Source organism: Pedobacter arcticus A12, from assembly GCF_000302595.1.
GTDB lineage: Bacteria > Bacteroidota > Bacteroidia > Sphingobacteriales > Sphingobacteriaceae > Pseudopedobacter > Pseudopedobacter arcticus.
Genome location: NZ_JH947126.1, coordinates 576,600 through 602,743, shown reverse-complemented (window position 1 = coordinate 602,743; position 26,144 = coordinate 576,600). Strand labels below are relative to the sequence as shown.

26 protein-coding genes are annotated in these 26,144 nt (G+C 36.7%); 14 read left to right on the top strand and 12 right to left on the bottom strand.

What is annotated here, in order from left to right; all coding sequences use genetic code 11:
* Nucleotides 1–134: 134 nt before the first annotated feature.
* Both B176_RS0109555 and B176_RS0109550 read right to left on the bottom strand, forming a co-directional pair.
* Nucleotides 135–3,692, bottom strand: coding sequence for a beta strand repeat-containing protein (locus tag B176_RS0109555; RefSeq protein ID WP_017258584.1), 3,558 nt, complete (start codon nucleotides 3,690–3,692; stop codon nucleotides 135–137).
* Nucleotides 3,693–3,734: 42 nt separating this feature from the next.
* On the bottom strand, nucleotides 3,735–4,220 hold the full coding sequence (locus tag B176_RS0109550; RefSeq protein ID WP_017258583.1) for a hypothetical protein: 486 nt from the start codon (nucleotides 4,218–4,220) through the stop codon (nucleotides 3,735–3,737).
* A 146-nt stretch (nucleotides 4,221–4,366) separates the two neighbouring features.
* On the opposite strand from B176_RS0109550, the gene tnpA reads away from it, so the two are divergent.
* Entirely contained in the window at nucleotides 4,367–4,813 is a 447-nt protein-coding gene (tnpA, locus tag B176_RS0109545) for an IS200/IS605 family transposase (RefSeq protein WP_017258097.1), read from the top strand.
* A gap of 219 nt (nucleotides 4,814–5,032) precedes the next feature.
* On the opposite strand, the gene B176_RS0109540 is transcribed toward tnpA, so the two are convergent.
* Both B176_RS0109540 and hscA read right to left on the bottom strand, forming a co-directional pair.
* Nucleotides 5,033–5,863 carry a diguanylate cyclase gene (locus tag B176_RS0109540; RefSeq protein ID WP_237739818.1) on the bottom strand — a complete coding sequence of 277 codons (831 nt, stop codon included), beginning with the start codon at nucleotides 5,861–5,863 and terminating at the stop codon, nucleotides 5,033–5,035.
* Between the two features lie 88 nt (nucleotides 5,864–5,951).
* Complete coding sequence (hscA, locus tag B176_RS0109535) at nucleotides 5,952–7,790, bottom strand: Fe-S protein assembly chaperone HscA (RefSeq protein ID WP_017258581.1); 1,839 nt, start codon at nucleotides 7,788–7,790, stop codon at nucleotides 5,952–5,954.
* Between the two features lie 352 nt (nucleotides 7,791–8,142).
* Between hscA and mdh the strand changes: the two genes are divergently transcribed.
* From mdh to B176_RS0109520, 3 genes are all read left to right on the top strand, one after another.
* The gene (mdh, locus tag B176_RS0109530) at nucleotides 8,143–9,069 is read left to right on the top strand and encodes a malate dehydrogenase (RefSeq protein WP_017258580.1); all 927 of its coding nucleotides are present in this window, start codon (nucleotides 8,143–8,145) and stop codon (nucleotides 9,067–9,069) included.
* A gap of 90 nt (nucleotides 9,070–9,159) precedes the next feature.
* Nucleotides 9,160–9,639: an aspartyl protease family protein gene (locus B176_RS0109525; RefSeq protein ID WP_017258579.1), complete on the top strand. Its 480-nt coding sequence runs from the start codon at nucleotides 9,160–9,162 to the stop codon at nucleotides 9,637–9,639.
* Between the two features lie 24 nt (nucleotides 9,640–9,663).
* Nucleotides 9,664–10,059 (top strand): group III truncated hemoglobin, encoded by a 396-nt coding sequence (locus B176_RS0109520; RefSeq protein WP_017258578.1) that lies wholly within the window; start codon nucleotides 9,664–9,666, stop codon nucleotides 10,057–10,059.
* A gap of 17 nt (nucleotides 10,060–10,076) precedes the next feature.
* Here B176_RS0109520 and B176_RS0109515 read toward each other — a convergent pair whose 3' ends face one another.
* Together B176_RS0109515 and B176_RS0109510 are read right to left on the bottom strand one after the other, a co-directional pair.
* Nucleotides 10,077–10,784 carry an LOG family protein gene (locus B176_RS0109515; RefSeq protein WP_017258577.1) on the bottom strand — a complete coding sequence of 236 codons (708 nt, stop codon included), beginning with the start codon at nucleotides 10,782–10,784 and terminating at the stop codon, nucleotides 10,077–10,079.
* A gap of 12 nt (nucleotides 10,785–10,796) precedes the next feature.
* Nucleotides 10,797–12,296, bottom strand: coding sequence for a sodium:solute symporter (locus B176_RS0109510; protein WP_017258576.1), 1,500 nt, complete (start codon nucleotides 12,294–12,296; stop codon nucleotides 10,797–10,799).
* Nucleotides 12,297–12,371: 75 nt separating this feature from the next.
* On the opposite strand from B176_RS0109510, the gene recR reads away from it, so the two are divergent.
* The 8 genes from recR (at nucleotide 12,372) to trpA (ending at nucleotide 20,135) form a co-directional block, all read left to right on the top strand.
* Complete coding sequence (gene recR, locus B176_RS0109505; RefSeq protein WP_017258575.1) at nucleotides 12,372–12,989, top strand: recombination mediator RecR; 618 nt, start codon at nucleotides 12,372–12,374, stop codon at nucleotides 12,987–12,989.
* Between the two features lie 3 nt (nucleotides 12,990–12,992).
* Nucleotides 12,993–13,769: a glycosyltransferase family 2 protein gene (locus B176_RS19360; RefSeq protein WP_083852700.1), complete on the top strand. Its 777-nt coding sequence runs from the start codon at nucleotides 12,993–12,995 to the stop codon at nucleotides 13,767–13,769.
* 1 nt (nucleotide 13,770) lies between these two features.
* The gene (locus tag B176_RS0109495; RefSeq protein WP_017258573.1) at nucleotides 13,771–14,586 is read left to right on the top strand and encodes an SDR family oxidoreductase; all 816 of its coding nucleotides are present in this window, start codon (nucleotides 13,771–13,773) and stop codon (nucleotides 14,584–14,586) included.
* Nucleotides 14,587–14,827: 241 nt separating this feature from the next.
* Nucleotides 14,828–15,664: an alpha/beta hydrolase gene (locus B176_RS0109490; protein WP_017258572.1), complete on the top strand. Its 837-nt coding sequence runs from the start codon at nucleotides 14,828–14,830 to the stop codon at nucleotides 15,662–15,664.
* Nucleotides 15,665–16,442: 778 nt separating this feature from the next.
* Nucleotides 16,443–17,438 (top strand): anthranilate phosphoribosyltransferase, encoded by a 996-nt coding sequence (trpD, locus tag B176_RS0109480; protein ID WP_017258570.1) that lies wholly within the window; start codon nucleotides 16,443–16,445, stop codon nucleotides 17,436–17,438.
* A complete protein-coding gene (locus B176_RS0109475) occupies nucleotides 17,438–18,070 on the top strand; it encodes a phosphoribosylanthranilate isomerase (RefSeq protein WP_017258569.1) in 633 nt (210 codons plus the stop codon). Before trpD ends, B176_RS0109475 begins: the two co-directional genes overlap by 1 nt.
* 3 nt (nucleotides 18,071–18,073) lie before the next feature.
* The gene (gene trpB / locus B176_RS0109470; protein ID WP_017258568.1) at nucleotides 18,074–19,255 is read left to right on the top strand and encodes a tryptophan synthase subunit beta; all 1,182 of its coding nucleotides are present in this window, start codon (nucleotides 18,074–18,076) and stop codon (nucleotides 19,253–19,255) included.
* 103 nt (nucleotides 19,256–19,358) lie between these two features.
* Nucleotides 19,359–20,135 carry a tryptophan synthase subunit alpha gene (gene trpA / locus B176_RS0109465; RefSeq protein WP_017258567.1) on the top strand — a complete coding sequence of 259 codons (777 nt, stop codon included), beginning with the start codon at nucleotides 19,359–19,361 and terminating at the stop codon, nucleotides 20,133–20,135.
* Nucleotides 20,136–20,395: 260 nt separating this feature from the next.
* Here trpA and nhaA read toward each other — a convergent pair whose 3' ends face one another.
* Together nhaA and B176_RS0109455 are read right to left on the bottom strand one after the other, a co-directional pair.
* Nucleotides 20,396–21,580 carry a Na+/H+ antiporter NhaA gene (gene nhaA, locus B176_RS0109460; protein WP_017258566.1) on the bottom strand — a complete coding sequence of 395 codons (1,185 nt, stop codon included), beginning with the start codon at nucleotides 21,578–21,580 and terminating at the stop codon, nucleotides 20,396–20,398.
* Nucleotides 21,581–21,692: 112 nt separating this feature from the next.
* Nucleotides 21,693–22,313, bottom strand: a complete 621-nt coding sequence (locus tag B176_RS0109455; protein ID WP_017258565.1) for an L-threonylcarbamoyladenylate synthase — start codon at nucleotides 22,311–22,313, stop codon at nucleotides 21,693–21,695.
* Between the two features lie 220 nt (nucleotides 22,314–22,533).
* On the opposite strand from B176_RS0109455, the gene B176_RS0109450 reads away from it, so the two are divergent.
* Both B176_RS0109450 and B176_RS0109445 read left to right on the top strand, forming a co-directional pair.
* Nucleotides 22,534–22,767 (top strand): hypothetical protein, encoded by a 234-nt coding sequence (locus B176_RS0109450; protein ID WP_017258564.1) that lies wholly within the window; start codon nucleotides 22,534–22,536, stop codon nucleotides 22,765–22,767.
* Nucleotides 22,768–22,835: 68 nt separating this feature from the next.
* Complete coding sequence (locus tag B176_RS0109445; protein WP_017258563.1) at nucleotides 22,836–23,399, top strand: YqgE/AlgH family protein; 564 nt, start codon at nucleotides 22,836–22,838, stop codon at nucleotides 23,397–23,399.
* On the opposite strand, the gene purE is transcribed toward B176_RS0109445, so the two are convergent.
* From purE to B176_RS0109425, 4 genes are read right to left on the bottom strand one after another with little or no spacing between them, the layout of a single operon-like run.
* Nucleotides 23,396–23,908 (bottom strand): 5-(carboxyamino)imidazole ribonucleotide mutase, encoded by a 513-nt coding sequence (gene purE / locus B176_RS0109440; RefSeq protein WP_017258562.1) that lies wholly within the window; start codon nucleotides 23,906–23,908, stop codon nucleotides 23,396–23,398. The genes B176_RS0109445 and purE overlap by 4 nt on opposite strands.
* 1 nt (nucleotide 23,909) lies before the next feature.
* Nucleotides 23,910–25,046 carry a 5-(carboxyamino)imidazole ribonucleotide synthase gene (locus tag B176_RS0109435; protein WP_017258561.1) on the bottom strand — a complete coding sequence of 379 codons (1,137 nt, stop codon included), beginning with the start codon at nucleotides 25,044–25,046 and terminating at the stop codon, nucleotides 23,910–23,912.
* A gap of 35 nt (nucleotides 25,047–25,081) precedes the next feature.
* Complete coding sequence (locus tag B176_RS0109430) at nucleotides 25,082–25,564, bottom strand: NADH-quinone oxidoreductase subunit B (protein WP_017258560.1); 483 nt, start codon at nucleotides 25,562–25,564, stop codon at nucleotides 25,082–25,084.
* The gene (locus B176_RS0109425; protein ID WP_017258559.1) at nucleotides 25,561–26,130 is read right to left on the bottom strand and encodes an NADH-quinone oxidoreductase subunit A; all 570 of its coding nucleotides are present in this window, start codon (nucleotides 26,128–26,130) and stop codon (nucleotides 25,561–25,563) included. Before B176_RS0109425 ends, B176_RS0109430 begins: the two co-directional genes overlap by 4 nt.
* Nucleotides 26,131–26,144 lie beyond the last annotated feature (14 nt).

Below are 26,144 nucleotides of genomic sequence, written 5' to 3'. Positions count from 1 at the left end.
GTGGTGTTTGATAGCATTTATAATTTATGGGCAACTTGGCTAAAGCATACGTTGAATTACAGCTATGCAATAAACTAAAGACCCTGAATTTTTAACTAATTCAGGGTCTTTGTATAAATGCTATTCAAAATTATTTATGGAGTAGCTACTGCATCTCCGCTTAAATAATAACGTTTAAGACCACCAGCTGTTACAACATTTACAAAGGCTGTGCCTCCGCTTGGAAGTGTGAAAATAGGAGCTCCGTAACTTCCTGTATCTTTAGAATAAAATTTAGTACTATTTAAGGTGTTACTGGAAAACGGATGGTCAGAATAATTGACAATAGTGCAGTGAAATCCATCAGGTAAATCCTCTGGGAAATTAGGTAGTTCTCCATTTTGAGTATATATAATTGATCCAGAAGAATTGGTGTTGGATAAATTAGCAGTTGATGCCTCATAAGTATTAGAAATAATTGGCGTGTTGATTATACCTCCGGCATTAATTGTTGCTGAAGTATTAATTTTCGTAACATCACTATTCCCTAGTTGGATGGTGTTACTTTCTGAAACAATAGCCTCATATCCAATTGATGTAGCGTTGGATAATTCTCCGTCGCTACTATTCGCATTTCTCCCAATAAATGTGTTTCCACTTCCAGTTGTTATATTCGTTCCGCCTGAAGCACCTATTGCTGTATTCGAATCGCCCGACGAATTGATTAACGATTGAGCACCAACAGATGTGTTTCCTTGTCCGGTAGTTACTGACATCATCGCCTCAGCACCAACGGAAGTATTTTGTTGTCCTGTTGTTATCCCACTAGAATTGAAAAAGCCTACACTCGTATTATTGTCAAAAGAAGTTCCCTCATAGTTTCTTAAAGCACCTACGCCAACTGCAGTATTTCTCGAGCCAGTTCCCGTTCCCAAAGCGTCTCTCCCTAAAGCTATATTTTCTTCGTTATTACCGATACCTCGCCCAATTCTATTGCTATTGATTGTAATGTCAGATTCTAAAGAAGCCGCGGAGAGGTAAGTATTCTCATCTACGCTACCGTCTGCTTTTAAAAACTGAGAAGATGTTCCCTCGGGAGTTTTAAATTTTGAAGAGATGGTATAGCCGCTAGATTTAATGTTTCCTAATATGTCTAATTTTTCGCTTGCTGAAGTTTTTCCTAAAGCCAAGTTCCCGTTAGCATCAAATGCCGATAATCCAGTATCATCAATATCTCGGAGTTCTAAAAGGTTTCCAGTTTGCGATGCTTGTCCTTTTATAATTAAACCAATACTTCCAGCCTGTTGGTTTGGAACGATGACAGAAAAATCTGTGTTTTCTCCAATATTTACGGGCGTATAATCCACCACATCACTTTGCTTGTTTCCAACCAATTGTAAGCCATGCCAAGATGATACTACCGACTGTCCACCGTCTACAGGAATAAGAGATAAGTCAGTGCCCAATATAAACTTAGCACCTGTCAAACTACCGCTGAAATTAGCATTAACTCCACCTAAATCACCGGTAAAATTTGGTGATTCAACTGGGGCTTTTAAATCGAGGGCAGCTGTGTTAGCAATAACATCTGGATTTGCAGAAACCAAGTCATCAGAATAACCAATTTTAGCAGTATTGGCAATGATTGCTTCTGTTTGCTCAGTTGTTATTCCGGTTTTAGCAGTATTGGCAATGATTGCTTCTGCTTGCTCAGTTGTTATCCCCGTTTTAGCAGTATTGGCAATGATTGCTTCTGTTTGCTCAGTTGTTATTCCGGTTTTAGCAGTATTGGCAATGATTGCTTCTGCTTGCTCAGTTGTTATCCCCGTTTTAGCAGTATTGGCAATGATTGCTTCTGTTTGCTCAGTTGTTATTCCGGTTTTAGCAGTATTGGCAATGATTGCTTCTGTTTGCTCAGTTGTTATCCCTGTTTTAGCGGTATTAGCGAGTATGGCTTCTGCTTGCTCAGTTGTTATTCCAGTTTTAGCGGTATTAGCGAGTATGGCTTCTGTTTGCGCAGATGTAATCCCAGTTTTAGCAGTATTAGCAACAACATCTGCATTTGCGGAAACTAGAGCGTCAGTATATCCAACTTTGGCTGTGTTCGCTATAATTGCGCTTGCTTGCGCAGATGTAATCCCAGTTTTAGCAGTATTAGCAACAACATCTGCATTTGCGGAAACTAGAGCGTCAGTATATCCAACTTTGGCTGTGTTCGCTATAATTGCGCTTGCTTGCGCAGATGTAATCCCAATTTTAGCAGTATTAGCAACAACATCTGCATTTGCCGAAACCAGTTCGTCAGTATATCCAACTTTGGCTGTGTTCGCTATAATTGCGCTTGCTTGCGCAGATGTAATCCCAATTTTAGCAGTATTAGCAACAACATCTGCATTTGCGGAAACTAGAGCGTCAGTATATCCAACTTTGGCTGTGTTCGCTATAATTGCGCTTGCTTGCGCAGATGTAATCCCAGTTTTAGCAGTATTAGCAACAACATCTGCATTTGCGGAAACTAGAGCGTCAGTATATCCAACTTTGGCTGTGTTCGCTATAATTGCGCTTGCTTGCGCAGATGTAATCCCAATTTTAGCAGTATTAGCAACAACATCTGCATTTGCCGAAACCAGTTCGTCAGTATATCCAACTTTGGCTGTGTTCGCTATAATTGCACTTGCTTGCGCAGATGTAATCCCAATTTTAGCAGTATTAGCAACAACATCTGCATTTGCCGAACCCAGTTCGTCAGTATATCCAACTTTGGCTGTGTTCGTTATAATTGCTTCTGCTTGCGCAGATGTAATCCCAACTTTGGCTGTGTTAGCTATAATAGCATTCGCTTGTGCAGATGTAATCCCAACTTTGGTAGTATTAGCAACCACGTCTGGATTCGCAGAAACCAAATCTTCGGAGTATCCAACTTTTGCTGTATTATTTGCTATCGCGGTTTTAACTATTGCTAAGTCTGCAGTTAAATTGGAAGCAGTTTTCGCATAAGAACTCAACATCGCAGTGGTGTCGGCAATGTTCAATTTGATGTTTAATGCGGTTTGTGTTGCTAAACTAATTGGCTTATCGGTATCACTGGTGTTGTTCACATTCCCCAAACCAACTTTAGTAGCGCTAATTCCACTTGATAATTTTGCGTCAGTGATAGCGCCATCTTGTATTTTTATGGTCGAAACTGCATTATTAGAGATAATAGGATTATTAGCGCTAGAGCCTATTCCGTCCAAATCTCCAGCTAATTGTATTGTCCCTTTGTTTGTTTTACTGGCCTCGCTAATAGTTGTGTTAGCTGCAAAAAGCGCATAAGGAACAGCAGTAAAAGGTTGGTTGCTTATTTCTGTAAAAGCATTACAGGCACCTTCAATATCTACACTTACAATCAGATTTTTAGTCGTGGCATTCCAATTTATTTTATCAAAAGTACTTGCGTAACCACCAACCTGGGTTCCTTTTCCGATAATTAAATTCACCAGCCCATAAACATCTGTTGTAATTTTGCTGGTTTCTTGATATTCCACTATAGCATTGGCATCTACAATTTTAAACATCATGCAGATCTGTTTGTTGGCTAGCGGAATGCTTGTTGTACTGCCCGCATTCTTACTTATCGGGTTGATAATTACAGCTTGGTAAGTAATCCCGTTGGTTTGTGCGTAAAGTTGAACATTCGCGAAAAGGAAAAAAAAGAGTATGATTTTTTTCATAGAAAACGATTAAAAAATTTGGGTGTATAGAAATTGAAAATTTTAAATTCGCAATAAAGAGCTGGAATATTGATAATCTTTTGCTGATAATTTTACGATATAGTTTTGAGGAATGAGCTCACCAAAATCAACCGTCAATAAAAAATTTGGGGCTGGGAATTTTTTTTGATAGACAACGTTTCCAACTGGGTTTAATAAAATTACCATTATTTCCGAAATAATAGCTTCCGAAAATTTAAAGTTGACAAGGTTTTTAAATGGTTTTGGAAATACGTCAGTTGTCATTTGATTAAGCACAACAATTGGGGAATATAGGGATTGCAAATTCTGTTGATACCCCTGTTGTATGGTATAAACACCTGCTCCTAAACCACCAGTAATTCCTTGTTGACCGATCGATTGGCTTATGAAAAGTCCCGATGGCAACGTAATGGAAGTGCCTTGTGAGGATAGAACAGACCTTTGAACAGACTGAGGAAAAGCAGTTTGAGTAATTGAGATAAAAAGTATGAGTAAAATTAATTTCATATAAGTGAAGTTGAATCTATTATAAACTACTCTTACGTAAGGTTTGTATGTTTAGTTGCTAAAAAGGGATCAAAATTTGGTTAATTTCAATCTCTTTTGGTTTGATTCCTCGAAGCTCTGCTTCGATTTTTTTGTAATTTCGGTATGTGAGCGAATATATTCATAAGAAGCATAATGTATCAGTTTTATTATATCATTTTGTATGTCCGGCAAAATATAGGCGAGTGGTATTCAGTGAAGCGGTTGATATCAGTCTAAAAGAAATTTGTGTTGAGATTTCTAAACGGTATGATATAATTTTCATTGAAATTGGGACAGATAAAGACCATGTTCATTTTCTGATTCAGAGTGTACCTATTGAAAGTCCAACAAAAATAATTAGAACTGTAAAAAGTATCACAGCAAAAGAGATTTTCAAAAGACATCCTGAGGTTAAGCTGAAATTGTGGGGCGGAGAATTTTGGTCTAAAGGGTTTTATGTTAACACAGTTGGGAAACATGGAGATGAGAGTACAATTCAGAATTATGTAAAGTCTCAAGGAAAAGCAGAAGAATATAAAAAAATACACAGTCAACAGTTAGAAATGTTCTAATACCTCTGGGGCTCTGCCCCGAGGTAGTTTATTTTTTGCGTAGTAGCATTACATACGTTTGTTAAAGCCACCTTTTTAATTTATTAGAAGTAAGTAGGTGCTCGAGAGGGTGTAGGTGTTGTAAACAAATATTCGCAATGTAGCTTTGGTTTGTGGAGTTAATCAGTAAAGAATGATTTTGCAGTAAGCGTTAAAGAGCTGTTAATTAGTACGAGTTAACTAATTTTTTCTCCACTTTCTTTCTAATTTACTTACAAACAAAGTAAGTTCCTGGGTGAAAATATCGAGTTTTAATGCCGAGTCTTTGACGTGATCCATAATTTTGATTATTTCACTGTAAGGTTGTTTTTTTTCCAAAAGTGCTACTAATCCTAGGATGTTTGTTACTGGTTGCCTAACTTTATGTGAGGTCATAAAAGTTACTTTTTCCAAGTCTTTGATATGGTTTCTTAAATAAGTTTCAACTTTTTCAAGTTCCTTATTGGAGGATTCGAGTTCTACCGCTCTTTTTTCTTTTTCCCGGTTTTGAAAAGCTAGTTCTGTATTTGCAATAGCCAATTCCTTAGCCCTATTTTCTTTTTCTTTATTTTGAAACGCTAGCTCCTTGTTTGCAATAATCAATTCAGCAGCTCTGTTTTCTTTTTCTTGATTTTGATAAGCTAACTCTTTATTCGCGATAACGAGCTCATTCGCTCTTTTTTCTTTTTCGGTGTTTTGAAACTCCAGCTCTGCGTTTGCAATAACTAATTCTTCGGCTCTTTTTTCTTTGTATATGTTTTCGAGAATTAATTTTTCATTAGCTATTGCCAATTCTGCCGCCCGTTTTTCTCGCTCTTCATTTTGAAAAAAGAGTTCAGCGTTTGCAATCAATAATTCTCCTTCTCGCTTTTTCTTTTCCCTTTTTTGTTGCTGAATCTGTTCGCTTGCGATGGCTAATTCTAATGATTTTTTCTGTCTTTCATGGTTTTGAAAGGCAAGTTCGGGAGTGGTAATTGTGATTGTATTAGTAGAGGAATTTGGGTTTTTCATTTTGACGTAGACAAATTTCATAAATAATGAAACAAACTATATCAACATTTCAATCACACTCGGAGTTTGCGATTTCAATATACGGATAAATTGTAATTTTCGTTATAATTTAAATATTTTTCCCTCTCATCGCCTGTGAAACCGCCTCGTCCATTAAGCGCTCTGCAAATGGACGCGTATATTCGTTCAAGGCATCAATTGCACTCAAGATTTCGTCTTTATTGGTGTTTTTTATGGCTACTTTTAGTTTAGTGACTAACTCTTTGGTGTGGCTAGTTTCTTCTTGGTTTAAAAAGCTTCCGTTCTTATTCAGAAACCGCTCAACTGTGTACACCATTTGATCGCCTTCAGTTTTCGCTTCCACAACCATTCTCTGAGAAACGTCATCTTTAGCATATGTAACAGCATCTAAAAGCATTTGCTCCACCTCTTCATCTTTTAAACCATAAGTTGGTTTTACATCAACTTCCTGTTTTACGCCAGAGCGTAATTCTACTGCTTGAATTCTTAATATACCATCTGCGTTAAGCAAAAAGTTAATATCTACTTTAGGTAAGCCTGCTGGCATAGAAGGAATTCCTTTCAATTCAAACTCGGCTAGTTTACGGTTCTCTTTTACCAAATCCCTTTCACCTTGATAAACCGCGATTTTCATATTTACCTGCCCGTCAATAGAGGTTGTATATTGTCTGCCTGCTTTTGTGGGTACTTTTGAATTTCTTGGGATAATTGTATCCATTAAACCACCCATTGTTTCAATCCCTAAAGAAAGAGGAGTGACATCCAACAACAAGATGTCTTTTCTGTTTCCAGATAAAACATCGGCTTGTAAAGCAGCACCTAAAGCAACTACTTCATCTGGATTTATAGAGTCGTTGACAGGTTTTTCAAAAAATGCAGAAACTTCTTTTTTAACCAAGTCAGTGCGAGTAGAACCTCCAACCATCACTATTTCATCAATATCCGAAGCAGTTAATTCTGCATCTTTCAATGCGTTTTTACAGGCTGATATGGTTTCCTGTACTTTATCGTTGATTAAACTTTCAAAAGTTTGTTTATCGATGGTGCAAAAAATATCACCAATTTTTTCATTGAATAAATTCTGATGGGAAAGTGCTTTTTTAGCTTCCTCAGCTTTTAAGCGAAGTTCCTGCATCGGGATTTCTCCAGAAAGATTGTTCTGCGCAATCCAATAGTCAACTATGGCTCGGTCAAAATCATCGCCACCTAAAAATGTGTTTCCGTTAGTCGCTAAAACTTCAAAAATTCCGTTTTCTATTTTTAAGATAGAAACATCAAAAGTTCCACCTCCTAAATCGTAAACAGCGATGGTTTTTTGTTCATCGGGGTTTAAGCCAATTCCGTACGCTAAAGAAGCGGCTGTTGGTTCGTTTACAATACGTAGAACATCTAAACCTGCTAGTTTACCCGCATCTCTGGTCGCTTGGCGTTGCGAATCGTTAAAATAAGCCGGTACGGTAATTACTGCTCTGTTAACATTTGTTTTTAAAGCATGCTCTGCTCTGGCTTTCAATTCTTTTAATATCAGTGCAGAAAGTTCAATTGGTGTATAAAAAGTATCTCCAACTTTAATCTTTACCAGACTTTCATCGTTTGCATCATCGATAATTCTATAAGAAAAATAGGCTTCATGCGATTGTAGATCTTGATATGAGCGTCCTAATAATCGTTTTACAGAAAAAATAGTATGCTGTGGATCTTGAATTAGAAAGTCTCTGGCCTCATTACCAACTACCACCTCGCCATTAGCGTCAAAATGCACTACAGATGGTACTAAAACACCTTTACCGGTATCGTTGATTACCTTTGCATTTCCGTTAGGATCAATAAAAGCTACTAAAGAGTTTGTGGTGCCTAAATCAATACCTACTATGATATCTTCTTTTTGTATAGAACCCGTTGTCAGGTTTATCGAAACTTTTGCCATAATCTTTCTGTAATGGCAAATGTAAGATGTTTTGATAGATTGCGTGTTAAAAAAATGTCATTGATTAATAATGAGTGGAGGATAGCGTTTTGAATGATTGAATGATTGAGTTTTGAGTAAATAATGATTAAGGGATTGAATTTTGAATGAGAGAACTACTGAATACTCGAAGTCGAAATCTGTCTTCAGGATAATTTGTCCTGGCTCTTACTCTTATGTCATGGTTCATTATACTCTTTAAAAGAAATTGTACATTAATTTGACACTAAGTGCCAGAAATCTTTTCATTTGAAAACTTTAGTACTTAACTTGTGCTCATTATTTAATCAACAACATAAAATCGAAATAAATCATGAAAATTTCCGTAATTGGAGCGGGTGCCGTTGGAGCTTCCTGTGCTGATAACATCTCTAGAAGAGAGTTATCGGAAGAATTAATTTTGTTAGACATCAAAGAAGGTTTTGCTGAAGGTAAGGCTATTGATATGATGCAAACGGCTGCTTACAATGGCTTCGATACAAAAATTAAAGGAGTTACTAACGACTACGCTGCAACTGCGGATTCTGAAGTGGTTGTGATTACATCTGGTATTCCTCGTAAACCAGGGATGACCCGTGAAGAGTTAATCGGCACAAATGCTGGCATCGTTAAATCGGTAACAGAAAACGTGTTGAAGTACTCTCCAAACACTATTATCATTGTGGTTGCTAACCCAATGGATACCATGAACTATTTAACTTTAAAAAGCTCTGGTTTACCTAAAGAAAAAATTATTGGTATGGGCGGTGCTTTAGATTCTGCTCGTTTCAAATATTACTTAAGTCAAGAATTAAACTGTTCTCCGGCAGATTTAAACTCGGTAGTTATTGGTGGTCATGGTGATACTACGATGATTCCTTTAATTCATCATGCTACTTGGAACAGCGTTCCGGTAACTCAGTTATTAAGTAAAGAACAACAAGATAAAGTAGTTGCCGCAACAATGGTGGGTGGTGCAACCTTAACTAAACTGATTGGTACTTCTGCTTGGTTTGCGCCAGGTGCTGGAACAGCTTTTATGGTTGAGTCAATTGTACGTGATCAGAAAAAACTGATTTCTTGTGGTGTTGCTTTAGATGGAGAGTACGGACAAAAAGATATTTCATTGGTGGTTCCGGTTATTTTGGGTAAAAATGGCTGGGAGAAAATCCTTGACTTTAAACTAAGTGCCGATGAGCAAGCGCAATTCAACAAAAGTGCTGATGCTGTTAGAACAATGAATAACGTGTTGGATTTATAGTCTCACCCTAAATCCCTCTCCGAAGGAGAGGGATTTTTCTTATTTTACGGAAAACTAGGGCGACAAATTTATTTTAACAAATAGTCAATATTGAATATCAACAATGAAAGTGGCCCCCTCTCCTTCGGAGAGGGTTGGGGTGAGGCTTTTTCTCTTCCCCTCGAACTCATAGACTTACAGGGCGACGGATTCCACCTTTTGGTGGATTTGTTGGTTTTTGGACAAACCTTTAAGGCTGTTTTAGATACAGGTGCTTCCAAATCTGCTTTTGATATGGAGATTGTTTCTGGCTTAGCGCCAGAAGATCAAATTATCCATGTACCAGATCATCATGCAATTGGTTTAGGCACAACTACCATGGAGCGTTATTATGTGATTTGCCCCGAGTTAAAATTGGGCGATTTGGTTATTAAAGATTATGAAGCACCGGTTTTTGATTTAGCTGCAATCAAATTTGCTTACGAAAAACTAGAATTACCGCCAGTTATAGGTGTTTTAGGTGGCGATATCTTAAAAGACTATAACGCCGTTATTGATTATAAAAAGCTGACTTTAACGTTAAGAGCCTAATGCTTTAATTGTAAAACTGGATTTATGAAAGCAGATATACGTACAGAAGAGGATATCAAATTACTGGTAGATCGGTTTTACACAAAAGTGATTGACGATAAAACCTTAGGCTATATTTTTAACGATGTTGCAAAAGTAAACTGGGAAAAGCATTTGCCAATTATGTACGGATTTTGGAGTGCTAATTTATTAGGAACCACAGCGTATAAAGGTTATTTGATTGATGCACATTTTAAATTGAATGATAAAATTTCGTTAACCGAAGCGCATTTCAACGGCTGGAAACTATTATTTAACGAGACTGTTAATGAGCTTTTTGCGGGAGAAGTAGCAGAGCTGGCAAAAGGTAGAGCAAAAACTATTGCCGATTTAATGCTTTATAAAATTATTACTCAGGCACAAACGAAAAAACCAGAATAAATCTGGTTTTCTTATTTTTAAAAGTTAGGTTTCAATACGTATTTCTCGTAAAACCTAAATATATGTTCGGCTGCTTCTTCGGCAGTATCAACCAGCCTAAATAAATTCAAATCTTCAGGGTTAATATTGTGTTCCGATTCTAGCATCGTAGTTTTAATCCAATCAATTAAACCTTTCCAATAATCTACACCTACCAATACAATAGGGAAACGGGCAATTTTGCCAGTCTGTATTAAAGTCATTGCTTCAAAAAGTTCGTCCATGGTACCAAAACCTCCAGGCAATACAATGTAGCCTTGGGAGTATTTCATAAACATTACCTTCCTCACAAAAAAGTAATCGAAATCCAGAATTTTATCTCTGTCGATATATCGGTTATTGAACTGCTCAAAAGGCAGTTCGATGTTTATACCTACAGATTTTCCGCCGGCTTCGTAAGCGCCTTTATTGCCAGCTTCCATTATGCCTGGACCACCACCGGTAATCACACCGTAACCTCTCTCAGTCAATCTACGCCCTATTTCTACGGCAGTTTGATAATATTTATTTTCGTTTTTTGTACGGGCAGAACCAAAAATGGAAACACAAGGGCCAATTTTAGCTAATTTTTCAAAACCATCAACAAACTCGGCCATGATTTTGAAAATCTGCCAGGAATCTGTTACTTTAATCTCTTGCCACGTTTTATTTTCAAACGCACTTCTTATTTTATCGTCACCAGTCATATTTTATATCAATTAAGCAATTTGAGCTTTTTTATTCGAAATAAATAGTAAACCTACAAAGGTTATTAAACCATTTACCAAAATCAGTTCATTATCAAACACATAGCCGGCCATTAATGTTTGCGAGTTGAGGTTTAAAAAGTAACAGATAGCGGGAGAGAGCAAGCATATTATTGGAACCAGTTTGTCGTGTACGCCTCTTTGTTTCATAAGCAACCCGAAAGCGTAAAGCCCCAATAACGGGCCGTAGGTATAAGAGGCAACGGTAAATATAGCGCCAACAACAGCTTTGTTGTTTACTTCATTAAACAAAATAACTGTTAAAAACATCAATAAAGAAAAGCCCACATGTACCCAATGCCTTTGGTTGATGCTTTTTTTGGAATTTATATCTTCTTTTTTATTGAAACCCAAAAAGTCAACACAAAAAGAGGTGGTTAATGCCGTTAAAGCAGAGTCTGTAGTAGCGAACGTTGCCGCCGTTAAACCTAACATAAATACGATGGCTGGCACAACACTCAAATGGTTTAAAGCAATTTCCGGAAAAAGAAAATCTGTACGTATTGCACCATGTGAATCTGTTGGGATAGCGATTCCATTTTTTTGTGCATAAACGTAAAGCAATGCTCCAACACTTAAAAAAAACAGGTTGATGATTACAAAAATCCCCGTAAAGGTGAACATGTTTTTTTGTGCTTCGCCGATGTTTTTACAGCTTAGGTTTTTCTGCATTAAATCTTGGTCTAGTCCAATCATGGCAATGGTAACAAACATGCCACCAATTAACTGTTTGCTTATATGAAACCTATTGGTCATAAAATCGTCTACAAAAAACATCTTGGAATAACCACTGTTTTTTATCGTTTCAAAAGCCTCAACAACACCTAAGTTTAAGCTGTCGCAGGTAAAATAGATGGTTAAAATCACAGATAAAACTAAAAAAGAAGTTTGTAAAGTATCTGTGATGATGATTGTTTTTAAACCTCCTCTAAAGGTGTAGAGCCAAATCAGCGTAAGCGAAATTAAAACGGTTGCAAAAAATGGAATACCATAACTGTCAAAAACGAATTTTTGCAGTACAATAACTACCAGATACAGCCGAAAAGCCGAGCCAATTGTACGGCTCGCCAAAAATATCCCAGCGGCAGTTTTATAGCTCACGGTGCCAAGTCTTTGTTCAATATAGCCGTAAATGGAAGTTAAATTCAGTCTGTAATAGAGTGGGAGCAACACGGTGGCAACGATAACAAAACCAAGGGCATTCCCCAGCACAAACTGGAAATACTCGAACTGATGCCCTGCCAAGGAGCCAACCTGCCCAGGTACGGATATAAAAGTTACGCCACTTAAAGCCGTTCCAATCATGCCGAAAGCCACCAGATACCATTTCGAGTTTCTGTTGGCAATAAAAAAAGCCGAATTATCCGATGATTTTTTAGACGTTAAAAACGCTACAAAAATTAGGACTAAAAAATATCCGATAATAAAGGATAACAAAATATTTGGAGACATAGTGGTCAGTATTTATTGACAGGTTAATGCTTAAAAAGCAATCGCTAATTAGCATTTAATTTTTAATTTAGCAAAATGAATTTTTCCTCTAAATTATTAGAGAACGCCGTTTCAGAATTCGGAAAACTGCCCGGTATCGGACAAAAAACAGCTTTACGCTTGGTTTTACATCTGTTAAACCAGGAAAATAGCGAGGTTAGCAAATTTACTGAAAGTTTAACACTGCTTAAAAACAACATTAAGTTTTGCAAAAAATGCCATCATATTTCCGATTCCGAATATTGCGAGATATGCACTTCCAATAAAAGAAACCAGAATATTGTTTGTGTTGTGGAGGATAGCAGGGATGTAATGGCCATCGAAAATACCAATCAATATCATGGTTTATACCATGTTTTAAATGGATTAATTTCGCCAATGGATGGTGTTGGACCTAGTGATTTAACCATAAACCAATTGGTAGAAAGAGTTGGGAAAGAAGAAGTAGAGGAAGTGATTTTTGCTTTAAGTGCCACAATGGAAGGTGATACTACCATTTTTTACCTCAACAAAAAGCTACAGCCATCGAATATAAAAATCAGCACTTTGGCCAGAGGAATTGCTTTTGGTGGCGAGATTGAATATGCCGATGAACTCACTTTGGGTAGGTCGATTACAACCAGAGTTCCGTACGAAAACTCGCTTAGTAAATAACCTGTGAAGCTGTCAATCATAATTGTGAGCTATAACGTTAAAGATTTGCTTAAACAAGCGATAGATTCTTTATTTGTGGCTTCTGCAACTATTGATACGGAGTTTTTTGTGGTAGATAATGCATCTAAAGACGGAACTGTAGATTTTGTAAAGCAGGCGTACCCAACAATCAATTTAATAGCAAACACAAAAAATTTAGGTTTCTCTGTTGCAAATAACCAAGCACTATCGCGAGCAAAAGGTGAGTATGTATTGGTTATAAACCCCGATACAATCACACAACCCAACACTTTACTTAAAGCGATTGATTTTTTAGATTCACATGCTGATGCTGGAAGTTTAGGCGTACGGATACTTGACGGTAACGGCAAGTTTCTTCCAGAATCCAAACGGGGACTGCCAACACCATGGGTCTCCTTCTGTAAACTATCAGGTCTTTATCGATTGTTTCCAAAATCAAAGATGTTTAACCGTTATTATATGGGCTGGGTTAATGAATTTAAAACCCAGGAAGTAGCTGTTTTGACCGGTGCATTTATGCTGTTGCGGAAAAATGTATTAGAAAAAATCGGTTTGTTTGATGAGCATTTTTTCATGTACGGAGAAGATGTTGATTTATCTTACAGGCTAACTTTAGCCGGTTATAAAAACTATTATTTCCCAGAAGTTTACATTACGCATTTTAAAGGCCAAAGTACTCATAAACTGAGTGTGCGATATATTAAGAGCTTTTACGGCTCAATGTTTATCTTTGCAAAAAAGTATTTTTTAAAATTTTAATATGAGTTTAAAAGGTAAAGTTGTTGTAATTACCGGTGCATCAAGTGGTATTGGCGAATCTTGCGCTTATGAATTTGCTAAAAGAGGCGCACATGTAGTTCTCGCTGCCCGTCAATATGTGAAGCTTTGCGAAATTACCCAACAGATTCATAATCAATATGGCGTAAAAACTTTAGCTGTACAAACAGACGTGAGCGTTGAGGAAGATTGTAAGCATTTAATGCTACAAACCGTTTCTGCTTTTGGCGGGATTGATATTTTAATAAATAACGCAGGTATTTCTATGCGGGCTTTGTTTAAAGATCTGGATTTAGAAGTACTGAAAAAAGTAATGGATATTAACTTTTGGGGTACAATTTATTGCACCAAATATGCGCTTAATGAACTTTTAAATAGGGGAGGATCTGTAGTTGGCGTTTCGTCAATCGCTGGTTTTAAGGGGTTGCCAGGTCGTACAGGTTATTCGGCTTCTAAATTTGCGATAAATGGCTTTTTTGAATCGTTGAGAACGGAAAACCTAAAAAACAATTTACATGTAATGGTTGCTTGCCCAGGGTTTACGGCTTCCAACATCCGTAATGTTGCGCTGAATGATAGCGCACAGCCTCAGGGAGAAACGTCTATGGATGAGGGCAAAATGATGAGTAGTGACGAGGTGGCTAAACGCATTGTAGATGGTGTTGAGGCAAGAAAACGTTTGTTAGTGATGACCGGACAAGGAAAATTGACGGTAACACTTCAAAAATTTATCCCTGCATTTTTAGATAAGTTGGTTTATAACCATTTTAAAAAGGAGAAAGATCCTTTGATTAGATAATGTTTATCGCTTGTCTGTCTGTAGAATTAAGCGAAGCGTTCTACAGATTTTACGAATAGATTACAGTCTCCAGACTCTTTTTGAATTTGCATAACAAATAAGCAAAATCTGTTTCTATCTAGTTTAACGTCATTCAAAAAACCAAACCTTAATCAAATTTCGTAAACTAGGTATGGCATAATTATGGGTTAACGTGTTAACGCTGTGTTTAAATTAAATAAGCTACCATACATCAATAAAAATGAAATTCTTCGCTATATTTTCCACTTTACTACTCGTTACCATTTTGTGCTTTTCAAAAGTTAAAAAAGAAAAAGACATCGCTTACGCTGATAAAGGAACAGCTAACCTTTTAGATATTTACCATCAGAGAAATATAAAAACCCAGCAAGATGTCATCATTTTTATTCACGGAGGATCCTGGAATAGCGGTAAAAAAGATACTTATTGGTTTTTAGGAAGAGCCTTTGCCCGAAAAGGAAAAGTTGCCGTTATCATAAATTATCCACTTTCTCCAGATGCAAAATACCAAGAAATGGCATTTGATTGCGCCAGAGCAGTAACGTGGGTAAAGCAGAACATCGCTAAGTACGGCGGTAATCCCGATCGTATTTTTGTAATGGGACATTCTGCCGGCGGGCATTTGGCAGCGTTAATTGATGCTGATCCAACGTATTTCGGTAAATTGGGTTCCCCAAATCCTATAAAAGGAGTGATTTTAAACGATCCATTTGGGTTGGATATTCACCAATATTTGGAACATCAAATTAATACCGATGATGCGTATATTCCTGGTTTTTTAAAGGTTTTTACTAGTGAGCCGGCAACCTGGCAGAAAGCTTCGCCCTATAATAACATCGCCAACATCAGAAATCCATATTTGATGTTTATGGGCGGAAAAACTTTTGAGTCCATCAAACTGCAGACACCTACTTTCCGCGATGAAATGCTGAAACAGGGTAAAATAGTAAGCTTGGAAGAGATTAAAGGAAAAAAGCACATCGGCATGATTACGCAAATGATTTTTGGGTGTAACCAGCTTTACGATAAGATTATTCGGTTTATGGATAAAACTTAGATAAGAGGTATAAACTAGCGAATTTGTTTTTTGAATTTAATGCTTTGATCCTATAAACTCTTGTTTTAATCAATGATGGTTTAATTCCAAGATGCTCTGCATCCAGGAAAAATAAATTCCGGTTTGATATCCCGATAGCCTTACTTCGGGGTTATTCATTAAATAAATTTTTTATTACCTATTAGAAGCAAGCTTCCAAGAAAATCCCGAAAAACCAATACAATATAAAAATTGCAATAAATATAAATGCGAAAGTAACAATCTCTCCAGCAACTAGTTTGCCTTTTTCAACGATTTTCATTTTATTATGAATAAGTTCCATGACTATTGTATTTAAAATTTTAAATAGATATACAATCGAAATACCATATCGTTTACACGTGTGTTAAGTAGTTGTTAATCAGATTTATGTATTCATTTATGGTGTTTCTATTTTTTGTTACCTTTCCATTTTGATAGGATATCTTTCCATTTTGAAAGTATGAAATTGGAAGGTTAGCCAATAAATCGACTTTCCATAACTTCCCAGTATAACCATTATACATAGGCTGGCAGGATAGTATTTTAGACTGAAGAGTATAATAATTTCGCTTTTAATTTTTTAGATATTTAAAAAATCGCCATATTTGCTACACAGAAAATGATAAGAATAAATATAAATACAATTTGGTGGTGGCATTACGAAAATTCGTAGGGCAAACCATATTTTATATTTTTAAATAGATACATAAGAGGGTTGCCAGGTGGTGACCCTTTTTTTATGATATAAATCAAGAAAATGAAAGCGATTTTAAATCACTTATTTGAACATAAAACATTCAGCCAAGCAGAATCTAAAGAAATTCTGACTAATATATCATCAGGTAAATACAACACGTCGCAAATGGCTGCTTTTATGACGGCTTATTGCATGCGGAATATCACCGTAGAAGAACTTCAGGGTTTCCGAGAAGCCATGTTAGAACTTTGTTTACCTATCAGCTTAAACTCAGACTTTAATTTGGTGGATTTATGCGGAACTGGTGGCGATGGAAAAGATACTTTTAACATTTCTACTCTGGCATCTTTTGTAGTAGCAGGAGCTGGATATCATGTAGCCAAACATGGTAATTATGGCGTTTCCTCCGGTTGTGGTTCATCCAACGTAATGGAGTTTTTGGGCTATACTTTTACGAATAACGAAGGTTTATTGAAGCAATCTTTGGATAAAGCAGGGATTTGCTTTTTACATGCACCGCTTTTTCATCCGGCGATGAAAAATGTTGCTCCAATTCGTAGAGAGTTGGGCGTAAAAACGTTCTTCAATATGTTAGGTCCAATGTCTAACCCGGCAAATCCACAAAACCAATTGGTGGGTGTTTTTAGTTTAGAGCTTGCAAGGCTTTACGCATATTTATACCAAAACTCTAATAGTAATTATACCATTCTTCACGCTTTAGAAGGTTATGATGAGGTTTCACTGACTTGTAATTTCAAAACTTTCTCTAACAAAGGCGAAAAAATGAATGATTTGAAGCTTTTAGGTTTCGAGAAGATTGATGCTGACACGATTAAAGGTGGGTCAACGGTTGAAGATTCTGCAAAAATATTTATGGAAGTTTTAGATAATAAAGCAACCGTTAACCAAAATAACGTGGTACTCTGTAACGCCGCACTGGCTATCCAAACCATTAATCCGGATAAATCCTTTGCAGATTGTTTTTACGAAGCTGAACAATCGCTTCTATCTGGCAAAGCGAAGTCGTCTTTTACTTCTTTATTACAGGTAAAATAATGAGCGATTTAAAAATTAAAGTATGTGGGATGAAAATCCCCGAAAATATAAAAGCGGTTTCTGATTTAAAACCGAACTTAATGGGTTTTATATTTTATCCGCCATCCAAAAGATTTATAGGATTGGAGCTGGAAAGAAATCACCTAAACGCTGTCGATAAAGAAATTATTAAAACCGCGGTTTTTGTCAACGCTACAATTGATGAAGTAATCGAGTTTGCCAAGGTTTATGGAATGCAAGCCATCCAGCTTCAAGGAAGTGAAAGTCCGGAATTTTGCCAACAGGTAAAAGACGCAGGTTTTTTTACAATAAAAGCTTTTGGTGTAGACGATGCTTTTGATTTTAGTATTTTAAACCCTTACCAAAACAACGTTGACTTATTTTTGTTCGATACAAAAACTGAGCAACACGGCGGAAGTGGAAGGACTTTCCGATGGCAACTCTTGGAGAATTATCAACTAGAAAAACCGTTTATGCTGAGCGGAGGAATTAGCTTAGAAAACCTCGACGAAGTTTTAACTTTAAACCATCCGCAGTTTTATGGAATTGACATAAATTCGAAGTTCGAGATTGAACCCGGATTAAAAGATATGGAGAAGCTGGAAACAGCATTTAAAAAATTAAAAAGATAGAAAATGAATTATAGAATTGATGATAGAGGATATTATGGAGATTTCGGAGGTGCATACATTCCCGAAATGCTATATCCTAACGTGGAGGAATTAAGAACCAAATATTTGGATATTATTGCCCTTCCTGAATTTAAAGCAGAGTTTGATTCTTTGATGAAAGATTACGTGGGTCGCCCTTCGCCTTTGTTTTTAGCACAACGCTTATCAGAAAAATACGGAGCGCAAATTTATCTGAAACGTGAAGATTTAAACCATACCGGTGCACATAAAATCAACAACACCATTGGTCAAATTATCCTCGCAGAAAAACTAGGTAAAAAGCGAATTATTGCCGAAACTGGCGCTGGTCAGCATGGTGTAGCAACGGCAACAGTTTGTGCGCTTAAAGGTTTGGAATGCGTGGTTTACATGGGCGAGGTGGATATTGAGCGCCAAGCGCCAAATGTTGCTCGTATGAAAATGATGGGCGCAAAGGTTGTTCCGGCAACTTCTGGAAGTAAAACGCTAAAAGATGCCACCAACGAAGCCATGCGAGACTGGATCAATAATCCAGAAGATACCCATTACATCATTGGGTCTGTGGTTGGTCCACATCCTTATCCAGAAATGGTTTCTAAGTTTCAATCCATCATATCTGAAGAAACAAAAAAGCAATTGATTGAGCATACCGGTAACGACCAACCAAATTATGTGTTGGCTTGTGTAGGCGGTGGAAGTAATGCAATGGGAATGTTTTATCATTTCTTGGATGATGAAAATGTAAAACTAATTGCTGCTGAAGCTGCGGGTTTGGGTGTGAATTCTGGACATTCCGCTGCGACTTCCGCTTTAGGTAAAGAAGGTGTTCTGCATGGTTCACGTACCATTTTAATGCAGACTAATGATGGGCAGGTAGTAGAGCCATATTCGATTTCCGCAGGTTTGGATTATCCTGGCATCGGTCCTCAACATGCGCATTTACATAAAGTTAAAAGAGTGGAATATGTGAGTATTACGGATGACGAGGCAATGCAAGCAAGTTTGTTATTGGCTAAAATGGAAGGGATTATTCCAGCCATTGAATCAGCTCATGCGTTGGCACAATTAGAGAAAATGACTTTTAAAAAGGATGATGTAGTAGTGGTTTGCCTTTCCGGAAGGGGAGATAAAGACCTGGACACTTTTATGAAATATTTTAACCTTTAATGAATTTGAAGAATAAGGATGAAAAGATTAAAGAACAAAGATTAATTTTTCACCAGTCTTTGTCCCTTTTGTCATTATTCCTTGCTCTTAAAAAATAAAAACAATGAACAGACTAAAAAAACTCTTCACAGAGAAGAAAGAAAATATACTATCCATTTATTATACAGCTGGTTATCCGGAAATAGGAGCGACTTTGAAGATTGCTCAGGCTTTAGAAAAAGCTGGAGCTGATTTTTTAGAAATCGGTTTTCCGTATTCAGATCCTGTGGCCGATGGACCAACCATACAGCATAGCTCACAGGTATCTATCGAAAACGGAATGACTTTAAAAGTGCTTTTTCAGCAATTGAAAGATTTACGTCCGCAGGTTAGTATTCCGATTTTATTGATGGGTTACGTGAACCCCATGTTACAATATGGGGTAGCAAATTTTTGTAAAGATGTAGCAGAAGCTGGTGTAGATGGAATTATTGTTCCGGATTTGCCTTTGTACGAATATGAAGAATTGTATAAAGATGAGTTCATTAAAAACGGACTGAGCAATATCTTTTTGGTTACTCCAAATACTTCCGAAGAACGTATCCGTAAAATTGATGAGCTTTCAACTGGTTTTATTTACCTTTTATCTTCTTCTGCAACTACCGGAAAAGATTTAGATCAATCAGATAAAATAAGTAAATACTACGAAAGGGTAAAAGCAATGAACCTCAAAAATCCTTTAATTATAGGTTTCGGGATTTCTGATAAAGCCAGTTTTGATAGAGCCAACAAATACGTTGATGGTGCAATTATGGGAACTGCTTTTGTGAAAACTATCGGAAATAAGGAAGATTATCTTTCGCACATTCCAGAATTTATAGGTAAGATAAAGGGAGTTTAATCCCTTTATCTTGTTAATTCCAGTTTTCCAAGCACTAACCTTGTTTGTGAGACCTCTAGTGTTCCTCGAGATGACGAATGGGAATGAGTGAGAACGCGTGAACAAAAAATCGCGTCATATCAAGGATAGCGATACCTCACTCGCAAGTTTTCGTAGCCATAATAAAAGGCGTTTCGTTTATACAAACTTATACAGGTTTCATCTACTTCAAAATTAAGCTTTCTAAGCAAAGAATACTTTCCACGGAACCCCTTGAAAAATTACATTACTACTCTTTTGCGTTTTTTTCCAAGGTAGCTCAAAACCACATAACCTAAAACCCCAGCACTTATAGAAGCAATAAGAATAGAAAATTTTGCTTGTGTTTGATGTTCTACATCGTTGAAAGAAAGTAAAGCGATAAATATCGACATCGTAAAACCAATACCTCCCAACAAGCCTAAACCTGCAATTTGCGACCATTTAGTTTGTTCGGGTAATTTGCTCAATTTAAGTTTTACAGATAGCCATGAGAAAGATAAAATGCCTAACGGTTTTCCCAGCACTAAGCCACAAATAATAGCAACACTTACTCCAGAAGTGATATTTGAAACCATCTCTGATTCGAATTTGATGTTTGTATTTGCGATTGCAAAAATAGGCATAATTAAAAAGTTGACAGGCTTAACAAGCATGTGTTCTAAGCGCTCTAAGGGAGATGCTTTTGCTGTGTCGTTTGTTGGAAGTGTTAAGGCGGTTAAAACACCGGCAATGGTTGCATGAACCCCAGAATGATGAATGAAATACCACATCACTATTCCTGGAATGATATAGAAATAGATTTTCTTTACACCGAAATAATTGAAAGCAATCAATATAGCGAATACAATTCCAGCATAGCCTAAATAGGCTAAATGCATTTCTTTAGAATAGAAAACCGCAATTACCAATATGGCGCCTAAATCATCAACAATAGCTAAGGCTGTTAAAAATATTTTTAATGAGTTTGGTACTTTGCTTCCCAAAATTGAAAGAACAGCAATTGCAAACGCAATATCCGTAGCCATTGGTATGCCCCAGCCGTGTCCAGTTTCTGGACTATGGTCAATCGCGAAGTAAATTAATGCAGGCACTAACATTCCTCCTAAAGCGGCCATAATAGGTAAACTAGCTTGTTTAATGCTAGAAAGTTCACCTTCCACTAGCTCTCTTTTGATTTCTAAACCAACCATTAAAAAGAAAATTGCCATTAAACCATCGTTAATCCATAGAATAACAGGATATTTTAAGTCGATAGTACTGTTTTCGAAGCCTAGGTTAAGGGCTAAAAAATCGGAAAAGCTTTGACCAAGTGACGAATTCGCAATAATTAAACTTAGCACTACGCAGACCATGAGTATTACACCGCCGGTAGATTCTGATTGGAAAAAACTTTTAAAAGGTTTTAAATTGATAATGTTTGCCATATCTGCTAAAATAAGAAATAGGCTTAGAAAAACTGTTAGAATTAGCTTAAAAAAATAGCTTAGGTTGTATTTTTTTTGATGGTTATTGCTGTCCGTTTTGACCAGCTAAGTTTTAAAGATAGTCCTCTAACACACCTTTTCCTTCTCTAATAATTTCAAAATCGCCTGATGTACAGTCGATCACGGTAGATGCCTGATTGTCGCCATAGCCACCATCGATCACCAAATCTACTTTGTCTTCGTATTTCTCATGTATCAATTCTGGATCTGTGGTGTATTCCAGAATCTCATCTTCATCTCTAATAGAAGTGGATAAAATAGGATTGCCCAACATTTTTACGATTTGGCGGGCTATATTATTATCAGGAACACGGATACCAACGGTTTTCTTTTTACTTGATAATAGCTTAGGAACATGACCGTTTGCATTAAAGATGAATGTAAACGGTCCAGGCAGAGCCTTTTTTAAAACTCGGAAAGTAGGATTATCAATCGGTTTTATAAAATCGGCTATGTGACTTAAATCGTGACAGATGAAAGAAAAATTTGCCTTATCTGGTTTAATCCCACGTAGTTTTGCGATTTTTTCGATGGCTTTATGATTGGTGATATCACAGCCCAAACCATAAACGGTGTCTGTAGGGTAAATAATAATACCGCCTTTTCTTAAAACATCTACCACCTGTTCTAAAACTTTTTCGTTGGGGTTTTCTTCGTACAGGCGGATTAACATTGCTTAATTTAATATGGGTTAAAGTTATGGATTTTTAATTGCGTTTAGTTATCTGTTTTTTTATTAGTAAAAATAATATTCGTGTGTTATTGTATATAATTTGATACAGTAAAATCTGTGTTTAAAAGCAGTAAAACATGTTTTTGACTTAATATCGACGGAAGTTACGTATTTGGCACTTAATTGGTATTTGACTTTTAAACCAATAAAAATAAATATTATGAAAACCACCTCAACTCAAAACATCAAGAATTTATTGTCAAATTTTGATATGCAATTGGTGAATATTTTAAAAGAAGATTTACGTAGGCAACAGCAAAAAGTAAATACTACGCTTATAAACATGGCAACTAGGACTTACGATAATCAATTACTTGCTATTGTAAAAGCCGATATCCAAAAGTTAAAACAAGCAATCAATAATACGCAGAATGATTTAGCACAAGCTGGATAGTTTTTATCAAGCTGTATCTTAAAATATATTTGCCAGATTAATTAGTTTAAAAATCCGTTAATTTGGATATGCTTAGCACTATTTTGCCTACAAAAGGAACCTTGTTAATATCAGAACCATTTATGGCTGATCCTAATTTTAAACGCACTGTAGTTTTGGTTACTGAAAACAATGGAGAAGGAACAGTTGGTTATGTACTTAATCAAAAAAGTGATTTGCTATTGAAAGATGTTATTTCGGAATGTTGGGATGCAAATATGCATATTTTTATAGGGGGACCGGTGGCAAACGATACTTTACATTTTGTACATACGGTGCCAGAAAAGATAAGTGGCGGTGCTAATTTAGGAAATGGTTTGTTTTGGGGAGGCGATTTTGAGGAATTAAAATCGCAGATAAATGCCTATAACATTAAAGAAGAGGAAGTGAAGTTTTTCATCGGTTATTCTGGCTGGTCAAAAGATCAATTAACTAACGAATTGGAAATGAACGCCTGGATTGTTTCTAACAGCTTTGATACTGCAATGGTTTTAGACGTTTCTGATATCGATATCTGGAAAGAGGCAGTATTGAATATGGGCGTAAAATACGCCCACATTACAAATTTCCCTCAAGATCCTACGCTTAATTAAAATACAGAAGGATATCCCTCTGATTTTAAACTTTCGGCAGACTCTTCTACTTTTACTTTAAGATCTTGTTTGAATGCAATAACATTTTTAGCGATTTTCTCATCGGCTATAGCTAATATTTGAGCTGCTAATATTCCTGCATTTTTAGCCGCGTTTAAGGCAACTGTTGCAACCGGAATTCCATTGGGCATCTGCAAAATAGACAATACCGAATCCCAACCATCAATAGAATTACTTGACTTTACCGGTACCCCAATTACAGGTAACGATGTGATTGATGCAACCATCCCTGGTAAATGCGCTGCGCCACCAGCACCCGCAATAATCACCTTTATACCTCTGTCAACAGCTGTTTTAGCGTATTCGAACATTCTTTCTGGCGTACGGTGCGCCGAAACAACAGTAAGTTCAAAATCTACTCCTAAGGTTTTAAGTACGTCTGCAGCTTCGGCCATGATATTTAAATCAGACTTGCTACCCATGATGATACCTACTTTTGCTGTGCTCATATTATGCTTTTACTTTTATAGTTTCTTTAATATATTTTGCAGTTTCAATGGCTTTTTGACGGTCTTCGTTAATGATGGTTACATGGCCCATTTTACGGAACGGTTTGGTGTATTTTTTCCCGTAAAGATGAACGTAAACACCTTCGTGTTTTAAAATCTCTTCTAAACCTTCGTATTCTGCAATACCATTATGCCCATTTTCTCCTAATAAGTTCAACATAATCGCGTTAGCAATAGCTTTTGTACTCCCTAAAGGAAGGTTGAAAATTGCTCTCAAATGCTGATCGAACTGAGATGTGTAATTGCCTTCTATAGTTTGATGCCCGCTATTGTGTGGACGTGGAGCCAATTCGTTAACTAAAATCTGAAGATCTGGAGTTAAAAACATCTCCACAGCTAAAATGCCCACCATATTTAGTCCCGAAGCAATATTTTTAGCAATTTCTTCTGCTCTTTGCTGAATCTCGAAACTGTAGGTAGATGGAGAAATTAAAAACTCAACTAGGTTAGCTTCGGGGTTAAAATCCATTTCCACCATCGGGAAGGTTTTCATTTCGCCATTGGCATTTCTTGCGACAATTACAGCAATTTCTTTTTCGAAATCGACCAAGTTTTCTGCCAGCGATGGTTGGTCAAATGCTTCCTCTAAATCTTTTTCGTTAGCAATTCTTTTAACACCTTTGCCATCGTAGCCGTCTTTTCTTAGTTTTTGTATAAACGGAAAACTAATATTTGCCTCTGCTAGCTGTTCTTTAGAATTAAATAGTTGAAAAGCTGAAGTTGGAATATCGTTTTCTTTAAAAAATTGTTTTTGTAATCCTTTATCCTGAATTAATCGAATAATACGCGGTTGTGGGTAGATTGTAACACCTTGTTTTTCTAGTTCTTCTAGTGCTTCGATATTAACTTTTTCAATTTCTATCGTAAGTAAATCAAGGTTTTTACCGAAATTGTAAACCGTTTCATAATCGCTTAAAGAGCCAATTTCGAAGTAATCGCAAATGTTTTTACAAGGTGCATCAGCATCTGGATCTAAAACGCTTACCGAAATATTGTAGTTAATGGTTTCCTGAATCAGCATTCGTCCCAATTGTCCGCCGCCTAATATTCCTAATCGGGTTTGTGATATTGATTTCATTTTATGTTTGTATGATTTTTTGTAATGATAAAAGCTTAAATATTAGCTAAAACTTCTTTTTCAATTAGCTTTTGTAATTCCAAGATTCCGCCAATTAATGCTTCTGGGCGAGGGGGACAACCTTGTACGTAGATATCAACAGGGATAATCCGGTCAACACCTTTAACTACATGATAACCATGTTCCCAATATGGGCCACCGCAGTTAGAACACGATCCCATCGAAATCACATATTTAGGTTCTGGCATTTGTTCGTATAGCTTCTTGATACGTTCGGCCATTTTAAAAGTCACCGTTCCGGCGATAATAATAACATCTGCTTGCCGTGGCGAAGGCCTAGGGAAAACGCCAAACCTGTCTAAATCAAAGTTCGAAGCCATGGAACCCATCATTTCGATGGCACAGCATGCTAAACCGAAACTTAACGGCCATAAGGAAGATAACCTTGCCCAATTCATTAAATCATCAAGCTTAGTCACTACAATTCCGGTGTTTTCTAATTGTTTTTCTAAACTCATGCTTTTTTAAATCTTGGCGTAAACTTGGGTTTAGCAACCACACCTTTTGGTTGATCTTCCACAGTTACTACTTGTTTATTTTGAAAAGGAATGTATTTTTCCTGATTGATTTTAGCGTACGCACTTAATGGGATAGCGGTGTGAACAGTAGGCGTGATGCTATTAGGTTTTATCCAATCCAAATCTTTTTTACGCCATACATAAACTAAACCTAATATCAGTACACTTAAAAAAGCTAACATTTCTGTGAATGCTAACCAGCCCCAGCGTCCGTCTATCGCAATTAATTGCTTATCTGCAAAAATGGTTGCCCATGGAAAAACGAAAATCATCTCTACATCAAACAGTAAAAAGATTAGTGCAATTACATAGAAGCGACTGTTGAATTGAATCCAAGAACTTCCGGTTGGCTCTTCGCCACATTCGTATGAGCTGTTTTTTTCTGGATTAGGATGATGTGGTGCAATTAATTTGTTAACCGCAAATGCCCCGCCAACAGCCAATAAGCCAGTAATCAAAAAGATTAAGACTTTGCCAAATTCGGTAATACTGGAGACTTCTTCCATATCAGACAAAGTTA